General features: G+C 71.5%; 20 protein-coding genes and 1 pseudogene. 10 read left to right on the top strand and 11 right to left on the bottom strand.

The window, feature by feature from the left end; all coding sequences use genetic code 11:
* Positions 1–18: 18 nt before the first annotated feature.
* A complete protein-coding gene (locus ACZ7MX_RS17915; protein WP_472133102.1) occupies positions 19–1,194 on the bottom strand; it encodes an acyl-CoA dehydrogenase family protein in 1,176 nt (391 codons plus the stop codon).
* 109 nt (positions 1,195–1,303) lie between these two features.
* Between ACZ7MX_RS17915 and ACZ7MX_RS17910 the strand changes: the two genes are divergently transcribed.
* From ACZ7MX_RS17910 to ACZ7MX_RS17895, 4 genes are all read left to right on the top strand, one after another.
* Positions 1,304–2,194, top strand: a complete 891-nt coding sequence (locus tag ACZ7MX_RS17910) for an enoyl-CoA hydratase (protein ID WP_472133100.1) — start codon at positions 1,304–1,306, stop codon at positions 2,192–2,194.
* Positions 2,194–3,372 carry an acyl-CoA dehydrogenase family protein gene (locus ACZ7MX_RS17905; RefSeq protein WP_472133098.1) on the top strand — a complete coding sequence of 393 codons (1,179 nt, stop codon included), beginning with the start codon at positions 2,194–2,196 and terminating at the stop codon, positions 3,370–3,372. Before ACZ7MX_RS17910 ends, ACZ7MX_RS17905 begins: the two co-directional genes overlap by 1 nt.
* Positions 3,372–4,412, top strand: a complete 1,041-nt coding sequence (locus ACZ7MX_RS17900) for an acyl-CoA dehydrogenase family protein (RefSeq protein WP_472133288.1) — start codon at positions 3,372–3,374, stop codon at positions 4,410–4,412. The genes ACZ7MX_RS17905 and ACZ7MX_RS17900 overlap by 1 nt, the downstream gene beginning before the upstream one ends.
* 113 nt (positions 4,413–4,525) lie before the next feature.
* Positions 4,526–5,599 (top strand): acyl-CoA dehydrogenase family protein, encoded by a 1,074-nt coding sequence (locus ACZ7MX_RS17895; RefSeq protein WP_472133097.1) that lies wholly within the window; start codon positions 4,526–4,528, stop codon positions 5,597–5,599.
* A 53-nt stretch (positions 5,600–5,652) separates the two neighbouring features.
* Here the strand turns inward: ACZ7MX_RS17895 and ACZ7MX_RS17890 are convergent, their stop codons facing one another.
* Positions 5,653–5,997 (bottom strand): helix-turn-helix transcriptional regulator, encoded by a 345-nt coding sequence (locus tag ACZ7MX_RS17890; RefSeq protein ID WP_472133095.1) that lies wholly within the window; start codon positions 5,995–5,997, stop codon positions 5,653–5,655.
* Between the two features lie 219 nt (positions 5,998–6,216).
* Between ACZ7MX_RS17890 and ACZ7MX_RS17885 the strand changes: the two genes are divergently transcribed.
* Entirely contained in the window at positions 6,217–6,576 is a 360-nt protein-coding gene (locus ACZ7MX_RS17885; protein ID WP_472133093.1) for an STAS domain-containing protein, read from the top strand.
* 18 nt (positions 6,577–6,594) lie between these two features.
* Here ACZ7MX_RS17885 and ACZ7MX_RS17880 read toward each other — a convergent pair whose 3' ends face one another.
* Both ACZ7MX_RS17880 and ACZ7MX_RS17875 read right to left on the bottom strand, forming a co-directional pair.
* Complete coding sequence (locus ACZ7MX_RS17880) at positions 6,595–7,434, bottom strand: patatin-like phospholipase family protein (protein WP_472133286.1); 840 nt, start codon at positions 7,432–7,434, stop codon at positions 6,595–6,597.
* Positions 7,435–7,540: 106 nt separating this feature from the next.
* Positions 7,541–8,584: a saccharopine dehydrogenase family protein gene (locus tag ACZ7MX_RS17875; RefSeq protein WP_472133091.1), complete on the bottom strand. Its 1,044-nt coding sequence runs from the start codon at positions 8,582–8,584 to the stop codon at positions 7,541–7,543.
* Positions 8,585–8,685: 101 nt separating this feature from the next.
* Between ACZ7MX_RS17875 and ACZ7MX_RS17870 the strand changes: the two are divergent.
* Positions 8,686–9,657 (top strand): annotated as a pseudogene (locus tag ACZ7MX_RS17870) (helix-turn-helix domain-containing protein); the annotation flags it as partial.
* A 74-nt stretch (positions 9,658–9,731) separates the two neighbouring features.
* On the opposite strand, the gene ACZ7MX_RS17865 reads toward ACZ7MX_RS17870, so the two are convergent.
* Positions 9,732–10,349 carry a TOPRIM nucleotidyl transferase/hydrolase domain-containing protein gene (locus ACZ7MX_RS17865; protein ID WP_472133089.1) on the bottom strand — a complete coding sequence of 206 codons (618 nt, stop codon included), beginning with the start codon at positions 10,347–10,349 and terminating at the stop codon, positions 9,732–9,734.
* A gap of 96 nt (positions 10,350–10,445) precedes the next feature.
* Here ACZ7MX_RS17865 and ACZ7MX_RS17860 point away from each other — a divergent pair, with 96 nt between their 5' ends.
* Positions 10,446–10,940 (top strand): GNAT family N-acetyltransferase, encoded by a 495-nt coding sequence (locus ACZ7MX_RS17860; RefSeq protein WP_472133087.1) that lies wholly within the window; start codon positions 10,446–10,448, stop codon positions 10,938–10,940.
* A gap of 291 nt (positions 10,941–11,231) precedes the next feature.
* On the opposite strand, the gene ACZ7MX_RS17855 is transcribed toward ACZ7MX_RS17860, so the two are convergent.
* Together ACZ7MX_RS17855 and ACZ7MX_RS17850 are read right to left on the bottom strand one after the other, a co-directional pair.
* A complete protein-coding gene (locus ACZ7MX_RS17855) occupies positions 11,232–11,894 on the bottom strand; it encodes a response regulator (RefSeq protein ID WP_472133085.1) in 663 nt (220 codons plus the stop codon).
* Positions 11,891–13,066 carry a sensor histidine kinase gene (locus ACZ7MX_RS17850; RefSeq protein WP_472133083.1) on the bottom strand — a complete coding sequence of 392 codons (1,176 nt, stop codon included), beginning with the start codon at positions 13,064–13,066 and terminating at the stop codon, positions 11,891–11,893. The genes ACZ7MX_RS17855 and ACZ7MX_RS17850 overlap by 4 nt, the downstream gene beginning before the upstream one ends.
* A 208-nt stretch (positions 13,067–13,274) precedes the next feature.
* On the opposite strand from ACZ7MX_RS17850, the gene ACZ7MX_RS17845 reads away from it, so the two are divergent.
* Positions 13,275–14,195, top strand: coding sequence for an ATP-binding cassette domain-containing protein (locus ACZ7MX_RS17845; RefSeq protein ID WP_472133081.1), 921 nt, complete (start codon positions 13,275–13,277; stop codon positions 14,193–14,195).
* Positions 14,192–15,016, top strand: coding sequence for an ABC transporter permease (locus ACZ7MX_RS17840; protein ID WP_472133079.1), 825 nt, complete (start codon positions 14,192–14,194; stop codon positions 15,014–15,016). Before ACZ7MX_RS17845 ends, ACZ7MX_RS17840 begins: the two co-directional genes overlap by 4 nt.
* A 69-nt stretch (positions 15,017–15,085) precedes the next feature.
* Here the strand turns inward: ACZ7MX_RS17840 and ACZ7MX_RS17835 are convergent, their stop codons facing one another.
* The 3 genes from ACZ7MX_RS17835 to ACZ7MX_RS17825 all read right to left on the bottom strand — a co-directional run bounded on the left by ACZ7MX_RS17835 (position 15,086) and on the right by ACZ7MX_RS17825 (position 18,002).
* Positions 15,086–16,144, bottom strand: a complete 1,059-nt coding sequence (locus ACZ7MX_RS17835) for a DMT family transporter (protein WP_472133077.1) — start codon at positions 16,142–16,144, stop codon at positions 15,086–15,088.
* Entirely contained in the window at positions 16,141–16,749 is a 609-nt protein-coding gene (locus tag ACZ7MX_RS17830) for a TetR/AcrR family transcriptional regulator (RefSeq protein WP_472133075.1), read from the bottom strand. The genes ACZ7MX_RS17835 and ACZ7MX_RS17830 overlap by 4 nt, the downstream gene beginning before the upstream one ends.
* A gap of 98 nt (positions 16,750–16,847) precedes the next feature.
* Positions 16,848–18,002, bottom strand: coding sequence for a DUF4185 domain-containing protein (locus ACZ7MX_RS17825; RefSeq protein WP_472133074.1), 1,155 nt, complete (start codon positions 18,000–18,002; stop codon positions 16,848–16,850).
* 314 nt (positions 18,003–18,316) lie between these two features.
* Between ACZ7MX_RS17825 and ACZ7MX_RS17820 the strand changes: the two genes are divergently transcribed.
* Entirely contained in the window at positions 18,317–18,841 is a 525-nt protein-coding gene (locus tag ACZ7MX_RS17820) for a hypothetical protein (RefSeq protein WP_472133073.1), read from the top strand.
* A 74-nt stretch (positions 18,842–18,915) separates the two neighbouring features.
* On the opposite strand, the gene ACZ7MX_RS17815 is transcribed toward ACZ7MX_RS17820, so the two are convergent.
* A complete protein-coding gene (locus ACZ7MX_RS17815; RefSeq protein WP_472133072.1) occupies positions 18,916–19,335 on the bottom strand; it encodes a winged helix-turn-helix transcriptional regulator in 420 nt (139 codons plus the stop codon).
* Between the last annotated feature and the right edge of the window lie 119 nt (positions 19,336–19,454).

The raw sequence follows: 19,454 nt of genomic DNA, 5'->3' as shown, positions 1-19,454 counted from the left end.
CGGTGCTCGGCGGCCTCCTCATGGGCGAACCTCCTTCGGCAGGCCGAGCACGCGCTCGGCGATGATGTTGCGCTGGATCTCGTTCGAGCCGGCGTAGATCGTGTCGGCGCGGGAGAAGAGGAACAGCCGCTGCCAGTCGTCGAGGTCGTACGGCGCTCCGACGGCCGTCATACCGTCGGCGCCGCACACGTCCATGGCGAGTTCGCCCAGGTCGCGGTGCCAGGTGGCCCAGAAGATCTTGCCGATGGACGCCTCGGGGCCGGGGGCGCCGGCCGCGACACCGTCGAGCATGCGCAGCGCGTTGCAGCGGATGATCTCCAGGCCGGTCCAGGCCCGGGCGATGCGGTCGCGGATCAGCGGGTCCCGGGCGGCGCCGTTGCGCTTCGCCAGCTCGATGAGGGATTCGAGTTCGCGCCGGAAGCCGACCTGCTGGCCGAGGGTGGACACCCCGCGTTCGAAGCCGAGGGTGGCCATGGCGACCCGCCAGCCCTCGCCCGGCGCTCCGACGAGGTTCCCGGCGGCGGTGCGGGCGCCGTCGAAGAACACCTCGTTGAACTCGGAGGTGCCGGTGAGCTGGGTGATCGGCCGTATCTCCACGCCCGGCTGGTCGAGCGGGACCAGCAGGTAGGACAGGCCGTGGTGGCGGGTGGAGCCGGGTTCGGTGCGGGCGACGACGAAGCACCAGTCGGATGCGTGGGCGAGTGAGGTCCAGACCTTCTGGCCGGTGACCACCCACTCGTCCGCTTCGTCGTCGAGCTCGGCCCGGGTGCGTACGTTCGCCAGGTCCGATCCGGCGTCCGGCTCGCTGTAGCCCTGGCACCACAGCTCTTCGACAGTGCGGATCCGGGGGAGGAAGCGCTTCCGCTGCTCGGGGGTCCCGAAGGCCATCAGGGTGGGGCCGAGGAGTTGTTCGCCGAGGTGGCCCACCCGGGCGGGGGCGTCGGCGAGGGCGTACTCCTCGTGGCAGGCCACCTGCTGTTCGAGGGTGGCGCCCCGCCCGCCGTACTCCTCCGGCCAGCCGACGCAGGTCCAGCCCGCGGCGGCCATGTGCCGCTCCCAGGCGAGGCGTTCGGCGAAGGCCTCGTGTTCCCGGCCGGGGCCGCCGCGTCCGCGCAGGCCGGCGAATTCGCCGGTGAGATGGGCCCGCAACCAGGCGCGGAACCCGGTGCGGAACTCCTCGACGCTGCTGCTCATGGGCGGCTCCGGACGGCTCTCGTGGGCGGGCGTTCCGGCGGATCGACTTCTCGACGGCCGAGGGCCGGTACGTTAACCTACCAAACAATTGTTAGGGAAGGAGGGGCGGATGTCCGCTGCCCGCACTGCGCCCTCAGGGCCCGTCCGCTACGAACGCCAGGGGCCCGTCGCCCTGGTCACGATGGACCGGCCCGACTACCGCAACGCCCAGAACTCCGCGATGACCTACGCCCTGGACCGGGCCTTCTCCCGCGCGGCCGGCGACGACGAGGTGAAGGTCGTGGTGCTCGCCGGGGCGGGCAAGCACTTCTCGGCCGGCCATGACATCGGCACCCCGGAGCGGGACGCCCATCTGCCGTTCGACCGCAAGGCCGGGCTCTGGTGGGACCACTCGGACAAGGAGGGCGCCGAGAGCCGCTACGCACGCGAGTCCGAGGTCTATCTCGGCATGTGCCGCCGCTGGCGCGAGCTGCCCAAGCCGGTCATCGCCGCCGTCCAAGGGGCCTGTGTGGCGGGCGGGTTGATGCTCGCCTGGGTCTGCGACCTGATCGTCGCCACCGAGGACGCCTTCTTCGCGGACCCGGTGGTGCGGATGGGCATCCCGGGTGTGGAGTACTTCGCCCACCCCTGGGTGATGCCGCCGCGCATCGCCAAGGAGTTCCTCTTCACCGGCGACCGGATGAGCGCCCGCCGGGCATACGAGGTGGGCATGGTCAACCGGGTCGTCCCGCGCGAGCAACTACAGGATTCTGTACGGGAGTTGGCGCTGCGCATCGCGGAGATGCCGCGGCTGGGACTGGCCCTGACCAAGCGCGCGGTCAACCAGGCCGAGGACCTGCAGGGCCTGCACACCGGGCTGGACTCCGTCTTCGGACTGCACCACGTGGCGCACGCGCACAACGCCGAGGTCGCACGGGACTCGCTGGGCGGCATGGACATCCAGGCCATGCGGCAACATGCCGAGGGGCAGCCCCCCTTCCCCGGAAAGGCGTCCGGCTGATGGACCTGGACTTCACGGCGGCGGAGGACGCGTTCCGCGCCGAGGCCCGCGCCTGGCTCGCCTCCCATGTGCCGCCGGTGCCCCTGCCCTCCCTGGAGACCGCCGAGGGTTTCGCCGCACACCGGGAGTGGGAGCACATGCTGTTCGGAGACCGCTGGTCGGTGGTCTCCTGGCCCGAGGAGTACGGCGGCCGGGGCGCCTCGATCCTTCAGTGGCTGGTCTTCGAGGAGGAGTACTACGCGGCCGGTGCGCCCGGCCGGGTCAGCCAGAACGGCATCAACCTCCTCGCGCCCACCCTCTTCGAGCACGGCACACAGGAACAGCGGGCCCGGCTCCTGCCGCCCATGGCGAGCGGCGAGGTGATCTGGGCCCAGGCCTGGTCCGAGCCGGAGTCCGGCTCCGACCTCGCCTCGCTGCGCTCCACGGCCGTACGGACCGACGGCGGCTGGCTGCTGAACGGCCAGAAGACCTGGTCGTCCCGGGCCGCCTTCGCCGACCGGGCCTTCGGCCTCTTCCGCAGCGACCAGGACGGCCTGGCGGCGGGCACGCCGCACCGGGGGCTGACGTACCTGATGTTCCCGCTGGACGCGGACGGCGTGACCGTGCGGCCCATCGGCCGCCTCGACGGCAAGCCCGCCTTCGCCGAACTGTTCCTCGCGGACGTCTTCGTACCGGACGAGGACGTGCTCGGCGAGCCCGGCCAGGGCTGGCGGGTCGCGATGAGCACGGCGGGCAACGAGCGCGGGCTGACGCTGCGCAGTCCGGGCCGCTTCACGGCCGCCGCCGAGCGGTTGACCGCGCTGTGGCGCGACCGGGCCGATCAGGCGGACACCGCACTGCGCGACCGGGTCGCCGACGCGGTGATCCGCGCCCGCGCGTACCAGCTCTTCAGCTACGCCAACGCATCAAGGATCGCGGCGGGAAGTGCCCTCGGCGCCGAGTCGAGCCTCAACAAGGTCTTCTGGTCGGAACTGGACATCGCCCTCCACGAGACCGCCCTCGACCTGCTCGGCCCCTACGGCGAGCTGTCGGACGAGGCCGAGGAGGCGCCCGCGCACGGCAGCTGGTCCGAGGGCTACACGTTCTCCCTCGCCGGGCCGATCTACGCCGGCACCAACGAGATCCAGCGCGACATCATCGCCGAGCGGCTGCTCGGACTTCCGAAGGGACGCCGGTGATGCGGTTCCTCCTCGACGCCGAGCAGCGGAATTTCGCCCGCTCGCTCGACGCCATGCTCACGGCCGCGGACACCCCGGCAGTCGTACGGGCCTGGGCGGCCGGGGACACCGCGCCCGGCCGCGCCGTCTGGGCCCGGCTGGCCGAGGCCGGAGTGTTCGCCCTGGCCGTACCGGAACGACACGACGGGCTCGGCCCGCTACCGACGGAACTCGCCGTAGCCTTCACGGAGTTGGGCCGCCACGTGGTGCCGGGCCCGGTGGTCGAGACGGCCGCCGCGGCGGCCCTGCTGGACCGGCTCGGTACGCTCGGCGACGAGGCGGCGGCAGCCACCTGGCTGCCGGGCATCGCGTCCGGCAGGACCGCCGCCTCGCTGTGCCTGATCTCCGGGCCCGACTCCGGATCCGGCCCTGGGGCCGCCTCCGGATCCGGCGGGAGTCCGTACGCCCTGGACGCCGACTCCGCCGACGCGGTCTTCGTCGTCGACGGCGACACCGTCCGCCTGACGGAGGCAGCCGGTCCGGTGCAGCCGTCCGCCGATCCCGCGCGCCGCCTGTCCCGACCGCTCGGCGGCACCGTACTGGCGCGCGGTCCACGGGTGTCCGCAGCGGCCGCGCACGCCGCCGAGATCGCGGCCCTGGCGACGGCGGCGCAGGCCCTCGGGCTGGGCCGGGCTCTGCTGGCCCGGACGGTCGCCTACGTCCGGCAACGCACCCAGTTCGGAGTCCCGATCGGCTCGTTCCAGGCCGTGAAGCACCGTCTGGCCGACGCGCTGATCGCCCTGGAGTTCGCCGAGCCATTGGTGCGCGCCGCGGCCCTGGCGCTGGCCGGGCACGCGGAGTCGTCGGGCGCCGAGATCGCGGCGGCCAAGGTGTCCGCCTGCGAGGCCGCCTGTTCTGCCGCCCGCACCGCCCTCCATCTGCACGGCGCCCTCGGCTACACCGAGGAGCTGGACCTCTCCCTCTGGATCCGCAAGGCCCGCGCACTGCGCGGCGCCTGGGGAACCCCGGCCGCCTGCCGCGCCCGCGTCCTCGCCCCCTGAGCCCCGTGATTCCCACGCCCCCGCTCCCCGGGGCGCAGGGGCGGAGCACCGGCCTTCGACAAAGACGCACCGGGCGACTGGGGGCGGCGCGCCGAACGGAAAGGAGCAGACGAGTGAGGCTGACGGAGGAACAGGAAGAACTGCGGTCCGCCGTGCGTTCGCTGCTCGCACGCCACGAGGGTCCGGCGGCCTGGCGGCCCCTGACCGAGCAGATCGGCGTCGCGGGACTCGCCGTCCCCGAGGAGTACGGTGGCGCGGGCTGCGGGGCCCGGGAGGTCCACGCCGTGCTGGAGGAGTTGGGGCGAACGCTGAGTCCCGTCCCCTACCTCGGCTCCGCGGTGCTCACGGCGCAGGCGCTGCTCGCCTCAGGTGACAAGGCGGTCTGCGCGCGGCTGCTGCCGCGTCTCGCCGCGGGCCGCGCGGTGGGGAGCCTGGCGTGGGCCGAGCAGGGTTCCTGGGACCCGGCGTCGATCCGGGCCGGAGCCGTCCCCGGGCCCGACGGGGCCTGGCGGATCACCGGGACCAAGGAGCATGTGCTGGACGGGGCCGAGGCCGACGTGCTGCTGGTGGCGGCCCGTACGGCCGCCGGGGTCTCGCTCTTCGAAGTGGCCGTGGACAGCGCGGGGCTCCGCCGTGACGCCGTGGTCACGATGGACCAAACCCGGGCCCAGGCAAGCGTGCGGCTCGATGCCGCCGAGGGCCGGCTCATCGGCACGGACGGTGCGGGCGACCGCGTCCTGGCGCACGTCCTGGACCTGGCCTGCGCGGCGCTCGCCGCCGAGCAGGTCGGCGCGGCCGAGCGCGCCCTGGAACTCACGGTCGGCTACGCCAAGGAACGCATCCAGTTCGGCCGGCCCATCGGCTCCTTCCAGGCGGTCAAGCACCGGCTGGCGGACGCGTACGTCCTCGTGGAGTCGGCGCGCTCGGCCGCACTCGGCGCCGCCTTCGCGGCCGCCGCGGACTCACCGAGGCTGACCCGCTGCGCGGCCGTCGCCAAGTCCGCCTGCTCCGAGGCCCTTTCGACGGTGGCGGGCGAGATGGTCCAACTGCACGGCGGCATCGGCATCACCTGGGAGCACGACGCCCACCGCTTCCTCAAGCGCGCACACAGCGCGGCCCAGCTCTTCGGCCCCCCGACCTGGCACCGCCACCGGCTCTCCGCCGACCTGGGGTTGACCGTAACCTGAGCCGACACGCCTCGTCCCCCACCGCACGCGGGCGGTCGGCCCTGAAGATCGGCCTACGCATCGGCCCGCGAGGTCGGCTGGGTCGGCTGACCGCTGCGGCGGGCTTCGTCCTGGACCAGGAGCGAGAGGAGGGAGGCGACGGTGAGCCCGGCTTCCGCCGGGTGCCGCAGCACCTTCCCCTCCTCGATGCGGTAGGTGTTCGTGCGTCCCTCGCGCTTGTGGGACAAGTAACCGTTCTGCTCAAGGTCAGCGATGATCCGTTGGACGGCGCGCTCGGTGAGCCGACAGTGCGCGGCGATGTCGCGAATGCGGGCGTTCGGGTCATCGGCGATGGCAGCCAGCACGCGCGCGTGGTTGGTGATGAACGTCCATCCGTTGTGAGGGTCTGGCACTCCCATGAGGCAATCTTAAGGCGCCCTTGGCCGACACTGAATACATGACATATATTTCGTGTACTGCGTTGCGTGTGTTGATGTTCCGGCGTCGGCAGGTCTCCGAAGGAGGGCTACGAGGTGGATGCTCGGGAAAAGGCGGTTGCGACAGGGCGCGCATGGAGGACGCAGCCGCCCACGCAACCCGAGAAGTCCGTCAGCGACCCGGCGAGTTCGCCGTGTCTCGTGACGATCTACAGCGATCCGCACACCGATGAGACCGTGGTCGCACTGCGCGGCGAGATCGACCACGGCTGCGAGGAGACCCTCGAAACCTCCCTCACCAGCGCATTGAGCTGCTCCGACCGCGGAATCGCGATCGACCTCAGCAAGGTCTCCTTCTGGGCATGCTCCAGCGTGAAGGTCCTCCTCGCCGTCCGTCAGCTGGCGCTTCAGCACGGCAAGACCGTCTCCCTCCTGGCAACCAGCCCCATCGCGCACCGCGTACTCGAACTCACCGGCGCCCTGCGGCTCTTCGCCCCCGGCACGGACGCCGCCTCACGCGTCCCCCGTCCGTCGGCGCACCCCTTGGGCCCCACGCTCTGACGCGGCGATCAGCTCCCGTCAGCCTCTCCCCCACTCGGATCGGAGCCGCCCACCGACCTCTTCCGCCTGGCGAAGGCCCGCCTGATACGCCGGTGCCCAGGCAGCCCGGTCATTCAGGTCCGGGCCGAAAGCACGCACGGAGGCCGGATCGGGGCCGACGGTCAGCACGGTTTCCGCCCCCACGAGTGCCAACTCCTGGTCGAGCAACGCACGCGGATACAGGTGCGCCATCGGCTCGATCACCACCAGCATGCGGGCTCCGACCGCGAGATCGGCGTTGGTGCCCGACCGCAGTGCACCGTCCATGTACCGCCGGCCGTTGATGGCAACCGGCGCCGCCGCCCCGGGGAAAGCGCTGCTGGCCGCCACGGCGTGCACCAACGGCACGCCGCTGTCGCGGTCCCACACCACGGGCTCACCGGTGGTGGCGTCCACCACGGTGATCAGCATCCGGCGCTCCGGCCACCCGTGCGCACCGATCAGGGCGCCCCGCCCCGCGATCAGCGCTTCCTCGGCCTCCTGGTCGGCACTGTCGAGCGCGAGCCGGCCAACTCGGCGCCTGGCCTCCCCGGGCTCCAGGCCACGGTCACCGAGCACGGCGAACACCGCACCCATCCGCGCCGGATCGACCTCGGGCCGACGACCGGCCGGGCGAGCCGGGACAGTCGCGACCCGCCCGAGGTCCTGCCCCGTGGCGAGCAGCGCAGCGACGATCGCGCCGGCCGACGTGCCGACGAACAGGTCGGCCTCCCCCAGATCCACCCCATCACGGTGCAACCCATAGGCCAGCCCGGCCATCCAGGCCGTGCCCACGGGACCTCCGCTGCCCAGGACCAGTCCCCGGTCGAATGAGTGCATTGCTCTCTCCCCGTTGATCGAAAAACAGTCGTACCTCACGACGAAGTGTCGCAACCCGTGATCCGCAGGATGAGTTGGGGGCGAGCGGGCGTAAGGCGGCTGCCGACTACCGATCCGGGGACGGGTCGAACTCGACGGTGAGGTGGGGTGACAACGCCCGGAGGAAGTCGGGGGCGTCAAAGATCTCGCCGGGTGCTGCGACCCCGGCCGTCTTGACGCGTCCGTCGAGAATGCGGTGGATCGCTTCGACCACCAGGGGCGCTGAGACGGCGTAGATGTCCTGGCCGCGGGCGGTGGCGCGCCGTTCGGTGTCGCCGACGCGTGCGACCACCTCGACCAGGAAGGTCTGAGCGGAGCGCCCCTTGGCGTCGACGGGGACCGGAGGTTCGGCATCCGGGGCCAAGACGTCCGTGACCGCGGCGGCCGTCATGTAGGTGTGGAGGTGCCGGACGGGGAGGTGGCGGGAGAGGGTGATGCTGTCCGCCGTGGTGAACTCGGCGACCACGGTCTGCTTGCCCAGGGGAAGGGGAAAGTCCCATTGGGTGGTCGGGGCCTGATCGGTCCGCAAGGCGAGGGTGCCGTTGGTGTGGACGAGGCGGCGGCCGTTGCGGCGCTGTCGGGAGACCTGGCTGGAGGCGCGGGTCCCGGCCGTGGGGTGCCAACTGCTCAGTGCGTAGGCGAGGGACACCTCGTCGGCCGCGGGCCGAGCGCCCAGTGCGGCGGTGGTCAGCAGGTCGCCCAGGGCACCGAAGAATGCCATCGCGGGGATGACGGGGAGGCCGGCGGCGCGCGCCGGCTCCGTGTAGTGCGCGAAGGTGTCGGCGACGGCCTCCACTTCGCCCGCGATGTCTGCGTAGGGGATCCGGGCGGCCAGTGCCGCCTCGATCACGGGGCCGGCCGTGGTGGCGAAGGGGCCGGCGCAGTTGATCACGGCCGCCGTGCCGGCCAGCGCGCGGTCGAGGGAGCCGGGGTCTTCCACGGACGCCGGCCGCACATCGAGGCCGGGGTGGGCCCGGGCGAGTTCCTGTAGTCGTTCGGCGTCGCGTCCGGTCAGGACGGGGCGCAGGCCGCGCTCGAGGAGCTCGGCCACCACGAAGCGGCCGGTGTGTCCATAGGCGCCGAAGACCGCCACCTGGGAAGGGGATCGCATGCGTCCTCCTGTCGTCATCGAGTGATCTCTCGCGGACAGCGTGCCTGCGGCGGAGCGGAACGACGAGCGGCAGGAATGCCATGCCTCGTACAGTTCCGGACATGACTACCGTCGCCCCGGCCCCGCACACGGTCGCGCTCGCCGTCACGGACGGGGTGCGCCACTTAGAACTCGCCGCGCCCTGCGAAGTCTTCGGCGTCGACTGGTCCGCCATAGCCGATCCCTGGTACGAGTTGACGGTCTGCGGGCCGCCCGGCGCCCGGGTCGGCGGACACTTCCGGCTCGAACCCGACCAAGGGCTGGACCGGCTGCCGGACGCCCGGACCGTGATCGTCCCCGCCTACGCGCACCTCGACGAGGAACCGCCCGGCGAACTCCTCGACGCGGTCCGTGCGGCACACCAGGCCGGTGCCCGGGTGGTCTCGCTGTGCACCGGGGCGTTCGTCCTGGCCGCCGCGGGCCTGCTGGACGGACGGCGCGCCACCACACACTGGGCCCATGCCAAGGCACTGGCCACCCGATACCCCGCCGTGCACGTCGATCCGGACGTGCTCTACGTCGACGACGGCACTGTGCTCACCTCCGCGGGCAAGGCCGCCGCCATGGATCTCTGCCTGCACCTGGTGCGGCTCGACCACGGCTCGGCGATCGCCAACGCGGTGGCCCGCAATCTGGTGGTGCCACCCCACCGCCCCGGAGGCCAGGCACAGTTCGTCACCACACCCCTCCCCGACCCCCGCCCCCACCCGCTTGCTGCCCTGTTCCCCTGGGTCCTGGCCCGTCTCGACCAGCCGTTGACGGTCCAGGACCTCGCCCGTCAGGCGAACATGAGCCCCCGCAACCTGGCCCGGCACTTCCACGCCGTCACCGGCACCACGCCCCTACGGTGGTTGCACACCCAACGCATCCACCGCGCCCAAGAACTCCTGGAGAACTCCGACGACAGCATCGACGCCATCGCCACGGTCACCGGCATGGGCACCGCCGCCTCACTGCGCCGGCACTTCAACCGCACGCTCGGCGTACCACCGGACACCTACCGGCGCACCTTCCGCCAGCGCCATGAGACACCAGGCGACGTCGCCCCGACACACCACCGAGGCACCCCTACCGACGCCCTTCCACCGAGCTCGACGTCGCCCAGCGGTCAGAGGCTGGTGAGCAGGTCGTCGAGTGGGGCGGGTACGCGGTCGGGGTCGAGGGCCTCGACGAGGACGCGGCCGTAGCGGATCTTGCGGCCTTTCTTCGTGCCGAGGAAACGCCGCAACTGCTGCTGTGAGGCGCGGCCCCGCTGGGCGGGCTGGCGCAGGAAGGTCTGCAGGGCGCGCAGGTCGCCCTCCGCCCCGACGAGCTCCGCCACGCGTGTCACGCCGAGCGCGCGGATGAGTTCGTCCTCCAGATCCGCCGCGCAGACGAAGAACCCTTGCTGTGCTGCACCGGACTGCCCGAAGGCCCGGGCGTAATAGCGGCGTTCCGCCTCGTCGCACAGTCCCGTGAGGCGGAGGCCCAGGCCGGCGGGCCCGAGGAGGCGGGCGAAACGGCCGACGCTCATCGCACCGCCCATCGGCAGGACGCAGATTCCTTCGGCCGCCAGGTCCCGGCCGCGGCGCGCGGCCAGCGCGCTGACCGCCGCGGCGTCACTCAGCCCTTCGAGCAGGACCACCGCCCGTACGGGCAGCCGGGCGGCCACCTCGCGCGCGGGGTCACCGGGGCCACCGGCCGCCCACGCGGTGACCGCCTCCCGAAACGACCCCATGTCAGCCATGGGACGAGTCTCCGCCCTCCCCGGCCGCCGCGGTAGGGAATTTCCGAGCCCGAAAGGGAGTTGCCGTCGACCGCATCCGGGCGGCAGTCTCCCTGCATGATCGAGTTGCAGGTGCTGACGGCGGACGACTGGACCGTGTGGCGAGAGTTGCGGATCGCCGCGCTCACGGACGCGCCGGATGCGTTCGGGTCCCGGCTCGCGGACTGGCAGGGCGAGGGCGACCGCGAGGAGCGATGGCGTGGCCGCCTGAGCATCCCCGGTTCACACCATCTCGCCGCCGTACTCGACGGCAAGCCGGTCGGGATGATCAGCGGTGTCCCGGGCCCGGACAGTGATGTCGTCGAGCTGATCTCGATGTGGGTCAGCAAGGACGCGCGGGGGCAGGGCGTGGGAGATCACCTGCTCCGGGCGGTGGAACAGTGGGCGCGCCGGACGCGAGCCGGAACCTTGCACCTCGCGGTCAGGCCCGGCAACGACAACGCCCTCGCGCTCTACCGGCGCAACGGATTTCACGACACCGGGCCGGTGGGTGAGGTACTGCCGGACGGACGCAGGGAGCACATCATGGTCAAAAGGCTCAGCCCACGTTGACGCATCTCCTGGGCAGCGACGCCGGTCGGGCACGGGCCGCCCCACCCTCGCTGCTCGCTCACGACGTCATGATCCAAGTCATCACATCCAAGACCAATATCGCTATGGCGTGATGACCCTGGCGGAATGGCGACGCGGAATCGCTCAGCCGTCACTCAGCCGCACCATCGCCCGGTTGGAGCGCGACACGATCACGAACTGGAACTGGACCACCGGTCAACCCACGCGGAAACCATGACGGGTCGGTGCCCCGACCTGGTCGTGATGTGCGTCATGGGTCCGGGCAGGCGATCAGCGGGGCGGCGTGACGAGCCCCATCTCGTAGGCGGTGATGACGAGTTGGACGCGGTCACGGGCGTTCAGTTTGGTGAGCAGGCGTGATACGTGGGACTTGGCGGTGGCCACCGTGATGAAGAGGTCCTCCGCGATCTCGGGGTTCGACCGGCCGCGTCCGACCAGGGTCAGTACTTCCCTCTCCCGCTCGGTGATGCCGTCGACCGGCCGTAGGGAGCGCGTCGGGGCGGCCTCGGGGGCCTTGACGAAGTCCGCGATCAGACGGCGCGTCACCCCCGGCGCGATCAGTGCATCGCCCGCGGCGACCACGCGGATCGCCGCGAGGATGTCGTCCAGCGCCATGTCCTTGACGACGAAGCCGCTCGCGCCGGCCCGGAGGGCGCCGTAGACATGGTCGTCCTCGTCGAAGGTGGTCAGGACGAGCACGCGGGTCGTTGCCGGGCCGGCGGTGATCAGGCGGGTGGCCTCGATCCCGTCCATGCCGGGCATCCGGATGTCCATCACCACGACGTCGGGGCGGAGGTCGCCGACGAGCCGGACCGCTTCGGAGCCGGTGGCGGCCTCACCGACGACGTCCAGGTCGGGGTGGTCGGCCATGATCACGCGCAGACCGGACCGCACCAGCGGCTGGTCGTCGGCGAGCAGCACCCGGACGGTCATCGGGCCTCCACCGGCACTGCGACGGGCGCGGGCAGCGGCAGCCGGGCCGCTACCCGGTAGCCCCCCTCGGGGCGCGGGCCGGTGCTGAGCCGGCCGCCCAGCAGGCCGACCCGCTCACGCATGCCGATGAGGCCGAAGCCGTGGGCCGAGCCGTTGCCCGTGACGCCACGCCCCTCGTCGACGACCTCCACGAACAGCTCCTCGTCCCCGTGGTCGATCGCCACCCGGCAACGGCCGGTGCCGGCGTGGCGGACCACGTTGGTCAGCGCCTCCTGCACGATGCGGTAGGCGGACAGGTCGATGTCGGCGGGCAGCGGGCGGTGATCGCCGGTTCGGCGCACGTCGACGCGTACCCCCGCGTCAGCGGTCGCCGCCGCCAGCCGCTCGATGTCCGCCAGTCCCGGCGCGGGGGCGAGCGGGGACTGCTTCGAGGCGGTCACGTCCCGTTCGGCCTGACGTAGCGACACCAGGGTGCGCCGCAGTCCCGACAGGGTCTCCCGGCTGGTGGCCTCGATGGCGCGCAGGGCCTCGCGGGCCTCCGCCGGCTGGGTCTGGATGACCCGGGTCCCCACACCGGCCTGGATGGCGATGATGCCGATGCTGTGCGCGACCATGTCGTGCAACTCCCGTGCGATCCGCAGCCGTTCGGCGGTCACGGCCTCGGCCACCTCCTGCGAACGCAGCGCCACCGCGTGCTCGCGACGCTCGCGGCGGAGCAGACCGGCGATGCAGGAGGCGGACATCGCCAGGAGAGCGATCACTCCGTTGACGCTCAGGTTGTCCCCGTGCGCGAAGAGGCCGATCTCCAGCAACTGCACGACGAAGGACACCGAAACGGCGACGATCGAGATCCGCCGTGCGCAGTGGGCCACGAGGAAGCCCAGGATGAGGTCCACCGCCAGGAACGACAGGAACTGGCCCTGGTACGCCACCGCCAGACTCTTGTGGAGGGAGCTTGGAGTGCCCACCACCACGGCGGCGGATCCGAAGAGTGTCAGGGCCAGAGCCAGCAACGGCCTTTGCCGCAGCACGCCGACGAGCAAGCTCACGGCCAGCAGTGCCCCGACGCCGTGGACCGTCCCCGACGCGCGCGGCGCGCCCCCCACCAGCAGACCCACCATGAGGAGGTAGGAGGCGCCTCCCGCCCAGGCCACGGCCTTCGTTCTCGTCATGGGCGGCATGTCCTCCTGCGGACAGGGCCGCAGTGCGCCCTGCGCGCAGGCAGCACAGTGATCGTTATGCGGTTCACGCCGCGAGACTAACCGGTCACCACCCACGCGGCATCAACCCGTGGATGTACGCCCACGGGCCAACCCGGCCGCACGATTGCCGTCCACGGCCCCATGCCCGGACGGGGGTCCGCTCGGCAGTGTGGGTGCCGTGATCGAAGTCAGCGAACTCACCAAGCACTACGGCAACAAGACGGCCGTCGACCATCTGTCCTTCACCGTCCGACCCGGCGAGGTCACCGGATTCCTCGGCCCCAACGGAGCCGGCAAGACCACCACCCTGCGGATGATCCTCGGGCTGGACGCGCCCACCACCGGCGCCGCCACCGTCAGCGGCGTCCCCTTCCGCCACCACCCGCGCGGGCTGCGGCACGTCGGCGCCCTCCTGGACGCCGGCCAGGTCCACGGCGGACGCAGCGCCGCGGCCCATCTGGCCGCCCTGGCCCGCAGCAACGGCATCCCGCGGCGCCGGGTGGACGAGGTGCTTCAGGAGGTGGGGCTGGCCGAGGCGGCGAACCGCCGCATCGGCGGATTCTCCCTCGGCATGAAGCAGCGGCTGGGCATCGCCACCGCCCTGCTCGGCGACCCGCCGGTGCTGATGTTCGACGAGCCGATCAACGGCATGGACCCGGAGGGCGTGCTGTGGGTACGGCGGCTCTTCCGGCGCCTGGCCGCCGAGGGGCGCACGGTCTTCCTCTCCAGCCATCTGATGTCGGAGATGGAGAACACCGCCGACCAGCTGGTCGTCATCGGCCGGGGTTCCCTCATCGCCGCCGAGCCGGTACGGGACTTCGCGGCCCGCGGCACCCGACGCTGCGTCGTGGTCGCCACACCGCAGGCATCCGAACTGGCAGCCGTGCTGACGTCGGCGGGCGCCTCGGTCGAGCCGGAGGGCTCGGCCGGCGCCGAGAAGCTCGCCGTGAGCGAACTCCCGGCGGACCGCATCGGAGCACTCGCCTTCGAGCACCGCATCCCGCTGTACGAGCTGACCACCCGCACCGCCTCGCTGGAGGCGGCCTTCATGGAACTCACCGCCGACAGCACCGAATACCTGGCAGGACAGCCCCGATGACCACACTCACCTCCGTCCCCCGGCCCGCCCCCGTCGCCGTGCCGCCCGTCCGCTTCCGCGACCTGCTCGCCTCCGAGTGGCTCAAGATGCGGTCCCTGCGCTCCACTCCGTGGACGCTCGCCCTCACCGTCCTGTTCGTCATCGGGTCCACCGCCGTGGCCACGCTGGCGGACAAGGCCGCGGGCTCCGGCCCCGCTGATTTCCGGCCCTTCGACGCCTACCCACCGGCCGGCTACTGGACGTTGATGCTCGTGGCCAGCAGCATGGGCGCCCTCACCGTCGTGAGTGAGTACAGCAGCGGACTGATCCGCACCACCACCGTGGCCGTCCCCGCCCGGGGCTCGGTCGTACTGGCCAAGGCAGCCGTCACCGCCGCGCTGTGGACCGCGATCGGCACGGCCGTCTCCACCGGTTCCTTCCTGGTCTCCCAGGCCCTTTTGGACGGGCAGCACGCCGGGGTCCCGCTCACCCACCCCGGGGTGTTCCGGTCGCTGGTGGCCACCGCGTTGCTGGCCCCGGTCTGCGCACTCGTGGGCCTCGGGCTCGGCGTGCTGCTCCGGCACGCCGCCGCGACCATGGTCACCGGCGTCTTCGTCCTGCTGATGCTGCCCACCATGTTCTCGGACAGCACTCGCTGGTCGGCGGACATCAAACACACGATGGTGTCGGCCGCCTGGAAGCGCCTGATCGAGAGCTGGGAGCCCGATCCCCACTCCCTGGGCTACTCGGCCACGGTCCCCGGCTCCTGGGCCGTGTACCTGCTCTGGCCGCTGATCACGGTCGCCCTCGCCGTGCTCGTCGTGCGGCGCCGCGACGTGTGAACGTCCCTCCAGGGCGCGCACCTCGCGCCCTGGAACCACGCTCCGGGAGCACCGCGTACGGCGACGAACTCAGTGCGGGGAACCCGGTCCGCGCCCGGCGGGTACGGAGGGTGCGGTGACGGGGACCGCAGCGCCGCCGGGCCGGTCGGTGGCGGGGCCCTCGGCGCCGGTGGTGGTCCTGGTGGTGATCGCTCGCGGTTGCCGGGCCCTCCGTGGCGGTGTGGTGAGCACGGTGAGGCAGCCGACGACCGAGACGACGCCGATCCATCCCAGCAGGGGAAGGCGTTCACCGACGATCAGCACGGCCAGGACAGCCGCGACGGCGGGTTCCAGCAGGGAGAGCGTGGTCGCGGTGCTCGCGGGGACGTGCGCCAGGCCCCAGCCGAACAGAACGTAGCCGATGAGCATGGGGACCAGGGCCATGTAGGCGCCGACGGCCGCGTTCGACCAGGAGCTGAGGAGCGGGGCGCCGGTGGCCACCAGCACGGGCAGGAGCAGCACTCCGCCGATTCCGAAGACGGTGCCCATGGCCGCGCCGGAGGAGACACCGCGGCCGATCAGCCGGTGTGCCGCCCAGGAATACAGCGCGTAGGTGAGCCCGGCCACCAGTCCCAACCCCACACCCAGCACGGTCATCCGCACGGACCCTGCCCCGGATGCGGAGTGCGCCCTGGCCGCTTCGGCCACACACAGCAGCACCGTCCCCGACATCCCCAGGGCGGCGCCGAACATCCAGCGGCGCGTCAGCCCGCGCCCGTCCACGACGCGCTCGATCAGGGCCGACGCCAGCGGGGCCGAGCCGATCGACACGACCGTCCCGGCAGCGACCCCGGCCAGGTGCATGGAGCTGTAGAACGCCAAAGGATAGAGCGCCACGGCCATCGCCCCGAGCAGCACCACACCGCGCTGCGCACGCAACCGCGGCATTTCCCGGGCGATGCGAGGGGCGGCGATCAGGGCCTGAAGCAGTCCGCCCAGGCCCATCGCGACGGCCCCGATCGCGAGGGGGCCCACGGCCGGGGCGAACGTCGCCGCGGTGCCCGTGGTGCCCCACAGCGCCGACGCGACGAGCACGCACAGCGACCCCACGGCCACCGAGCCGGCCGGGTGTCCGGTGGGCCGCCTCACAGCCGGTCCAGCAGGTCCGCCGCCATCGTCCGCGCATGCTCCAGACGCGTACCCTCGCCCTCCAGCCCGGCGCGCGCCATCGCGCCCTCCAGCAGGAACGCCAGATGCTCCGCCACCGTACGAGCCTCCTCCGGCCGCCCGGGCAGCAATTCCGCCACATGCCCGGCGAGCAGGGACTCGACCTCCTCCTTGTGCCGGCGCACCACGGCTCGTCCCTCGTCGCCGGCGGGCAGTTCGGCGGCGGCATTGAGCAGACCGCACCCCCGAAAGCCGTGCTCATAGGCGAAGGCCGCGTGATCGGCGTACGCGTCGAAGACGGCGAGCACGCCGCCGCGCGCGTCCCGGGCCTCTTCCCGTCGCCGCCGGTACAGGTCCATCCACTCCTCGTGCCGCGCATCGAGGTAGGCCCGCACCAGGTCGGCCTTGGAGGAGAAGTTGTTGTACAGGCTCATCTTCGCCACGCCCGCCTCGGCGGTGATCGTGTCGATCCCTGTCGCCGAGACACCGTCCGCGTAGAAGCGGCGCGATGCGGCGCTGAGCAGGCGCTCGCGCGCGGCCCCTCGCCGCTTCCTGGGCCGGGCTGCCTCGGTGCCGGATGTACTCATCGCATTCCCTCCCAGCTACTAGGTAGACCAGTCTACCTAGTAGCGTCAAGAGGTGCCCCGCCTGCGGACAGCGGCAGTCCTGCGCATGATGCGCCGGCTCACGACAACATGTTGATCTTGTACTGCATGAACCGGTAGTTCCAGGGGTCGTACCACTGGCTGACGACGATGTGGAAGTTGCCGAAGGTCGAGCCGGGGAGCACAAAGCCGCCGTAGGGGCTGGCGACGAAGTTGGCCGCCTCCTGCCCCGGGACACCGGGCAGGATCATCGTCTGCTCCAGCGTCCTGGTCAGGTCCGACGTAGGGAGCGGGAAGACCATCGCCCGGATCGACAGCGGGCTCATGTTCAGCCACGTGAGGACGTACTTGCCGTCGATGGCGCGGAAGCAGATCTCGCCCCATTTGCGGGTGCCGAAGACGGTCGCCGGCGGCGCGCCCCACCGCCAGTCGCCGTCCGCGTAACCCCACGGCTCGTAAGCGTCCGGATTGCCGAGGCTGTCCTTCCGCACCCGGTGCAGCAGCATCCCCGAGGCGACTTCGCGGTTGAAGACCGTGGACAGGACGTAGCAGTAGTCGCCCTCGGCCACGGCGTAGGTCTTCTGCTGGAACTGGCCGCCGTGCAGGTCACCCGGCCACTGGCACAGGTACTCCCAGGTCTCACCGTTGTCGGTGGAGCGCCAGAAGTCCGTGTGGTGGGTGTCGTAGATGACGCCCCGCATGAGATGCATGTACATGACGCCGTCGACGACGAACACGTCGGACGGGATCGCCGTCGTGGCCTTGTCACCGACCGGGTTGTGCGGCTCGTCGACCAGGCTGATCGCGTGGTCCCCGCCGACGCTGCCGTCGATGCGCAGGTTGTTCAGATCCGCGCTGCTGGAGCGCAGGCCGACCGGGGCGCGCCAGTCGTCGGCGCCCTCGCCCGGCTGCGGTACATGGTCGCCGTTGAAGGTGTCGCCGCCGACGAACAGCATGGTGCCGTCCGGACACAGCGCGGGGATGCCGAGGTCGGTCCACGGCGAGGCGAACGGGCCGGTCTCGGCCGGGCCGCTCAGGTTCTTCACCTTGGTCGCGAAGGTCGGGCTGGACGGATCGTCCGGCCCGCCGGCCACCGCCACCCCGGTACCCGAACCGACCGCCCCTGCCCCCACGGCGACACCGATGCCGATCTTGAGGAGCTTACGGCGGGAATACCCGCCGGCCGGCGCGCCCTTCTCGCCCTTGTCGCCCTTGTCGCCCGATAAACGCGTCATTCTGCCGATGCCCTTTCAGAGTTGACACTTGCGCCAGATGCCCTCGGTCGTGCCGTCCTTGGCGAGGGCCATGGAACACATGGAAGACATCGAAGACCTGGAAGACAAGGAACAGGATCCCGTCTTTCGTGGGCGGGCGTGTGGCTCCCGGTAAAACGAGAAGACCCGCTCCCCCGCGCGGGGGAGCGGCTCGGTGCGCTGGTCGCCTCGGAGGATGAGCGATCTTCAGTCCCAGGCTCGACGCCCTCGAACGCGGGCCCGTGGAACCGTGGCTCTTGTTCACAAGTCCTCCCTCTCATCAGGAGATCCGGGCCATGTCCGAATGCGCCGTCCGCCGTCCAGGGATCGACATTGCTGAAGTTCCGCCGCCGCCCCGGTGGGCCGTCCGAGCCGCCTATGCCTCGGCGCTCTCCGCGACCGTCGGGTTCATCCCGCTGCACGCGGTCTGGGCGCTGGGCATTCCCCTGTGGGCGGACAAGACCAAGTTCCGGGAGTGGTATGCGGGCGGGGGCGGTCCGTACCTGCTCGTGCTCAGCGGCCTGGCCCTGCTGGCGGGCATCCTGGCGTTGAGCCTGGTCCGGCCGTGGGGTGTGGTGTTCCCGAGCTGGGCCCCGTTCCTCGCCGGGCGCCGAGTGCCGCGCCGGACGCTGGCCGCCACGGCCTTCACCGTCTCGGCCTTCCTCCTCCTGTACACCCTCTGGGCCGCTGCGCAGACGATCAACGACTTCCACGACGACGGCGTTTTCAGCCCCTGGATCGTCGTCTACGGCATCCCGCAGTTCCTGGTGTGGGGCATCGGCCTGTCCCTCGCCGCACACTCCTATCGCCGCCGCACATGACGCGGCCACCAGGTTCTCCCTGACGGGTCATGCGCGGAGCCGGAGACGACGAGACGACGGGAACCAGGGCAGGATCACCCGCTGCCGCACTGCGTCGCGGGGCCGGTTTCGTCGAACTCCTCGCGGTTGCGGACGATCTCGACCTGGTGCTCCTGCACCCAGCGCACCATGTGCGTGACGGTGTCGCTGAGCGATCGTCCCAGCGGGGTGAGCGCGTATTCGACGCGCGGCGGTACTTCGGCGTAGGCAGTCCGCGTGATCAGTCCGTCGCGCGTCAGCGAGCGGAGCGTCTGGCTCAGCATCCGCTGGGAGATACCGGCGATCCGCTCGTGCAGGGTCGTGAAGCGCAGCGGTCCCTCGGCGAGCGTGGTGATGACCAGGACGGTCCACTTGTCTCCGACGCGGGCGAGCACGTCACGCACGAGCTCGATGGTCGCCGCACACTCGGGCGTGACCCCGGCGGTCGCCAGCCGGGCCCGCAGTGCGGAATCCATGTGTCTCTTCCCTTCCCTCCGAGTGCGTAGCTGACATCAAAGTGCGTGAGCGCGAGACCTTGATCGTGCGCGGCCACACCCCGTTACATACGGATAGTAACTAATGCGCGATCGCCCGA

The sequence above is a fragment of the Streptomyces sp. NPDC107765 genome, assembly GCF_055657085.1.
The sequence above is the reverse complement of the archived record's forward strand: the minus strand, read 5'-3'. Positions and strand labels throughout refer to the sequence as shown.

Bases quoted from the DNA above. Each gene is read 5' to 3' on its own strand.
- ACZ7MX_RS17815 (WP_472133072.1), bottom strand. From the start codon at position 19,335: ATGGATTCCGCACTGCGGGCCCGGCTGGCGACCGCCGGGGTCACGCCC.
- ACZ7MX_RS17865 (WP_472133089.1), bottom strand. From the start codon at position 10,349: ATGGCTGACATGGGGTCGTTTCGGGAGGCGGTCACCGCGTGGGCGGCC.
- ACZ7MX_RS17825 (WP_472133074.1), bottom strand. From the start codon at position 18,002: ATGACGCGTTTATCGGGCGACAAGGGCGACAAGGGCGAGAAGGGCGCG.
- ACZ7MX_RS17875 (WP_472133091.1), bottom strand. From the start codon at position 8,584: ATGCGATCCCCTTCCCAGGTGGCGGTCTTCGGCGCCTATGGACACACC.
- ACZ7MX_RS17830 (WP_472133075.1), bottom strand. From the start codon at position 16,749: ATGAGTACATCCGGCACCGAGGCAGCCCGGCCCAGGAAGCGGCGAGGG.
- ACZ7MX_RS17855 (WP_472133085.1), bottom strand. From the start codon at position 11,894: ATGACCGTCCGGGTGCTGCTCGCCGACGACCAGCCGCTGGTGCGGTCC.
- ACZ7MX_RS17890 (WP_472133095.1), bottom strand. From the start codon at position 5,997: ATGGGAGTGCCAGACCCTCACAACGGATGGACGTTCATCACCAACCAC.
- ACZ7MX_RS17900 (WP_472133288.1), top strand. From the start codon at position 3,372: ATGCGGTTCCTCCTCGACGCCGAGCAGCGGAATTTCGCCCGCTCGCTC.
- ACZ7MX_RS17840 (WP_472133079.1), top strand. From the start codon at position 14,192: ATGACCACACTCACCTCCGTCCCCCGGCCCGCCCCCGTCGCCGTGCCG.
- ACZ7MX_RS17820 (WP_472133073.1), top strand. From the start codon at position 18,317: ATGTCCGAATGCGCCGTCCGCCGTCCAGGGATCGACATTGCTGAAGTT.
- ACZ7MX_RS17905 (WP_472133098.1), top strand. From the start codon at position 2,194: ATGGACCTGGACTTCACGGCGGCGGAGGACGCGTTCCGCGCCGAGGCC.
- ACZ7MX_RS17860 (WP_472133087.1), top strand. From the start codon at position 10,446: ATGATCGAGTTGCAGGTGCTGACGGCGGACGACTGGACCGTGTGGCGA.
- ACZ7MX_RS17910 (WP_472133100.1), top strand. From the start codon at position 1,304: ATGTCCGCTGCCCGCACTGCGCCCTCAGGGCCCGTCCGCTACGAACGC.
- ACZ7MX_RS17915 (WP_472133102.1), bottom strand. From the start codon at position 1,194: ATGAGCAGCAGCGTCGAGGAGTTCCGCACCGGGTTCCGCGCCTGGTTG.
- ACZ7MX_RS17850 (WP_472133083.1), bottom strand. From the start codon at position 13,066: ATGACGAGAACGAAGGCCGTGGCCTGGGCGGGAGGCGCCTCCTACCTC.
- ACZ7MX_RS17880 (WP_472133286.1), bottom strand. From the start codon at position 7,434: ATGCACTCATTCGACCGGGGACTGGTCCTGGGCAGCGGAGGTCCCGTG.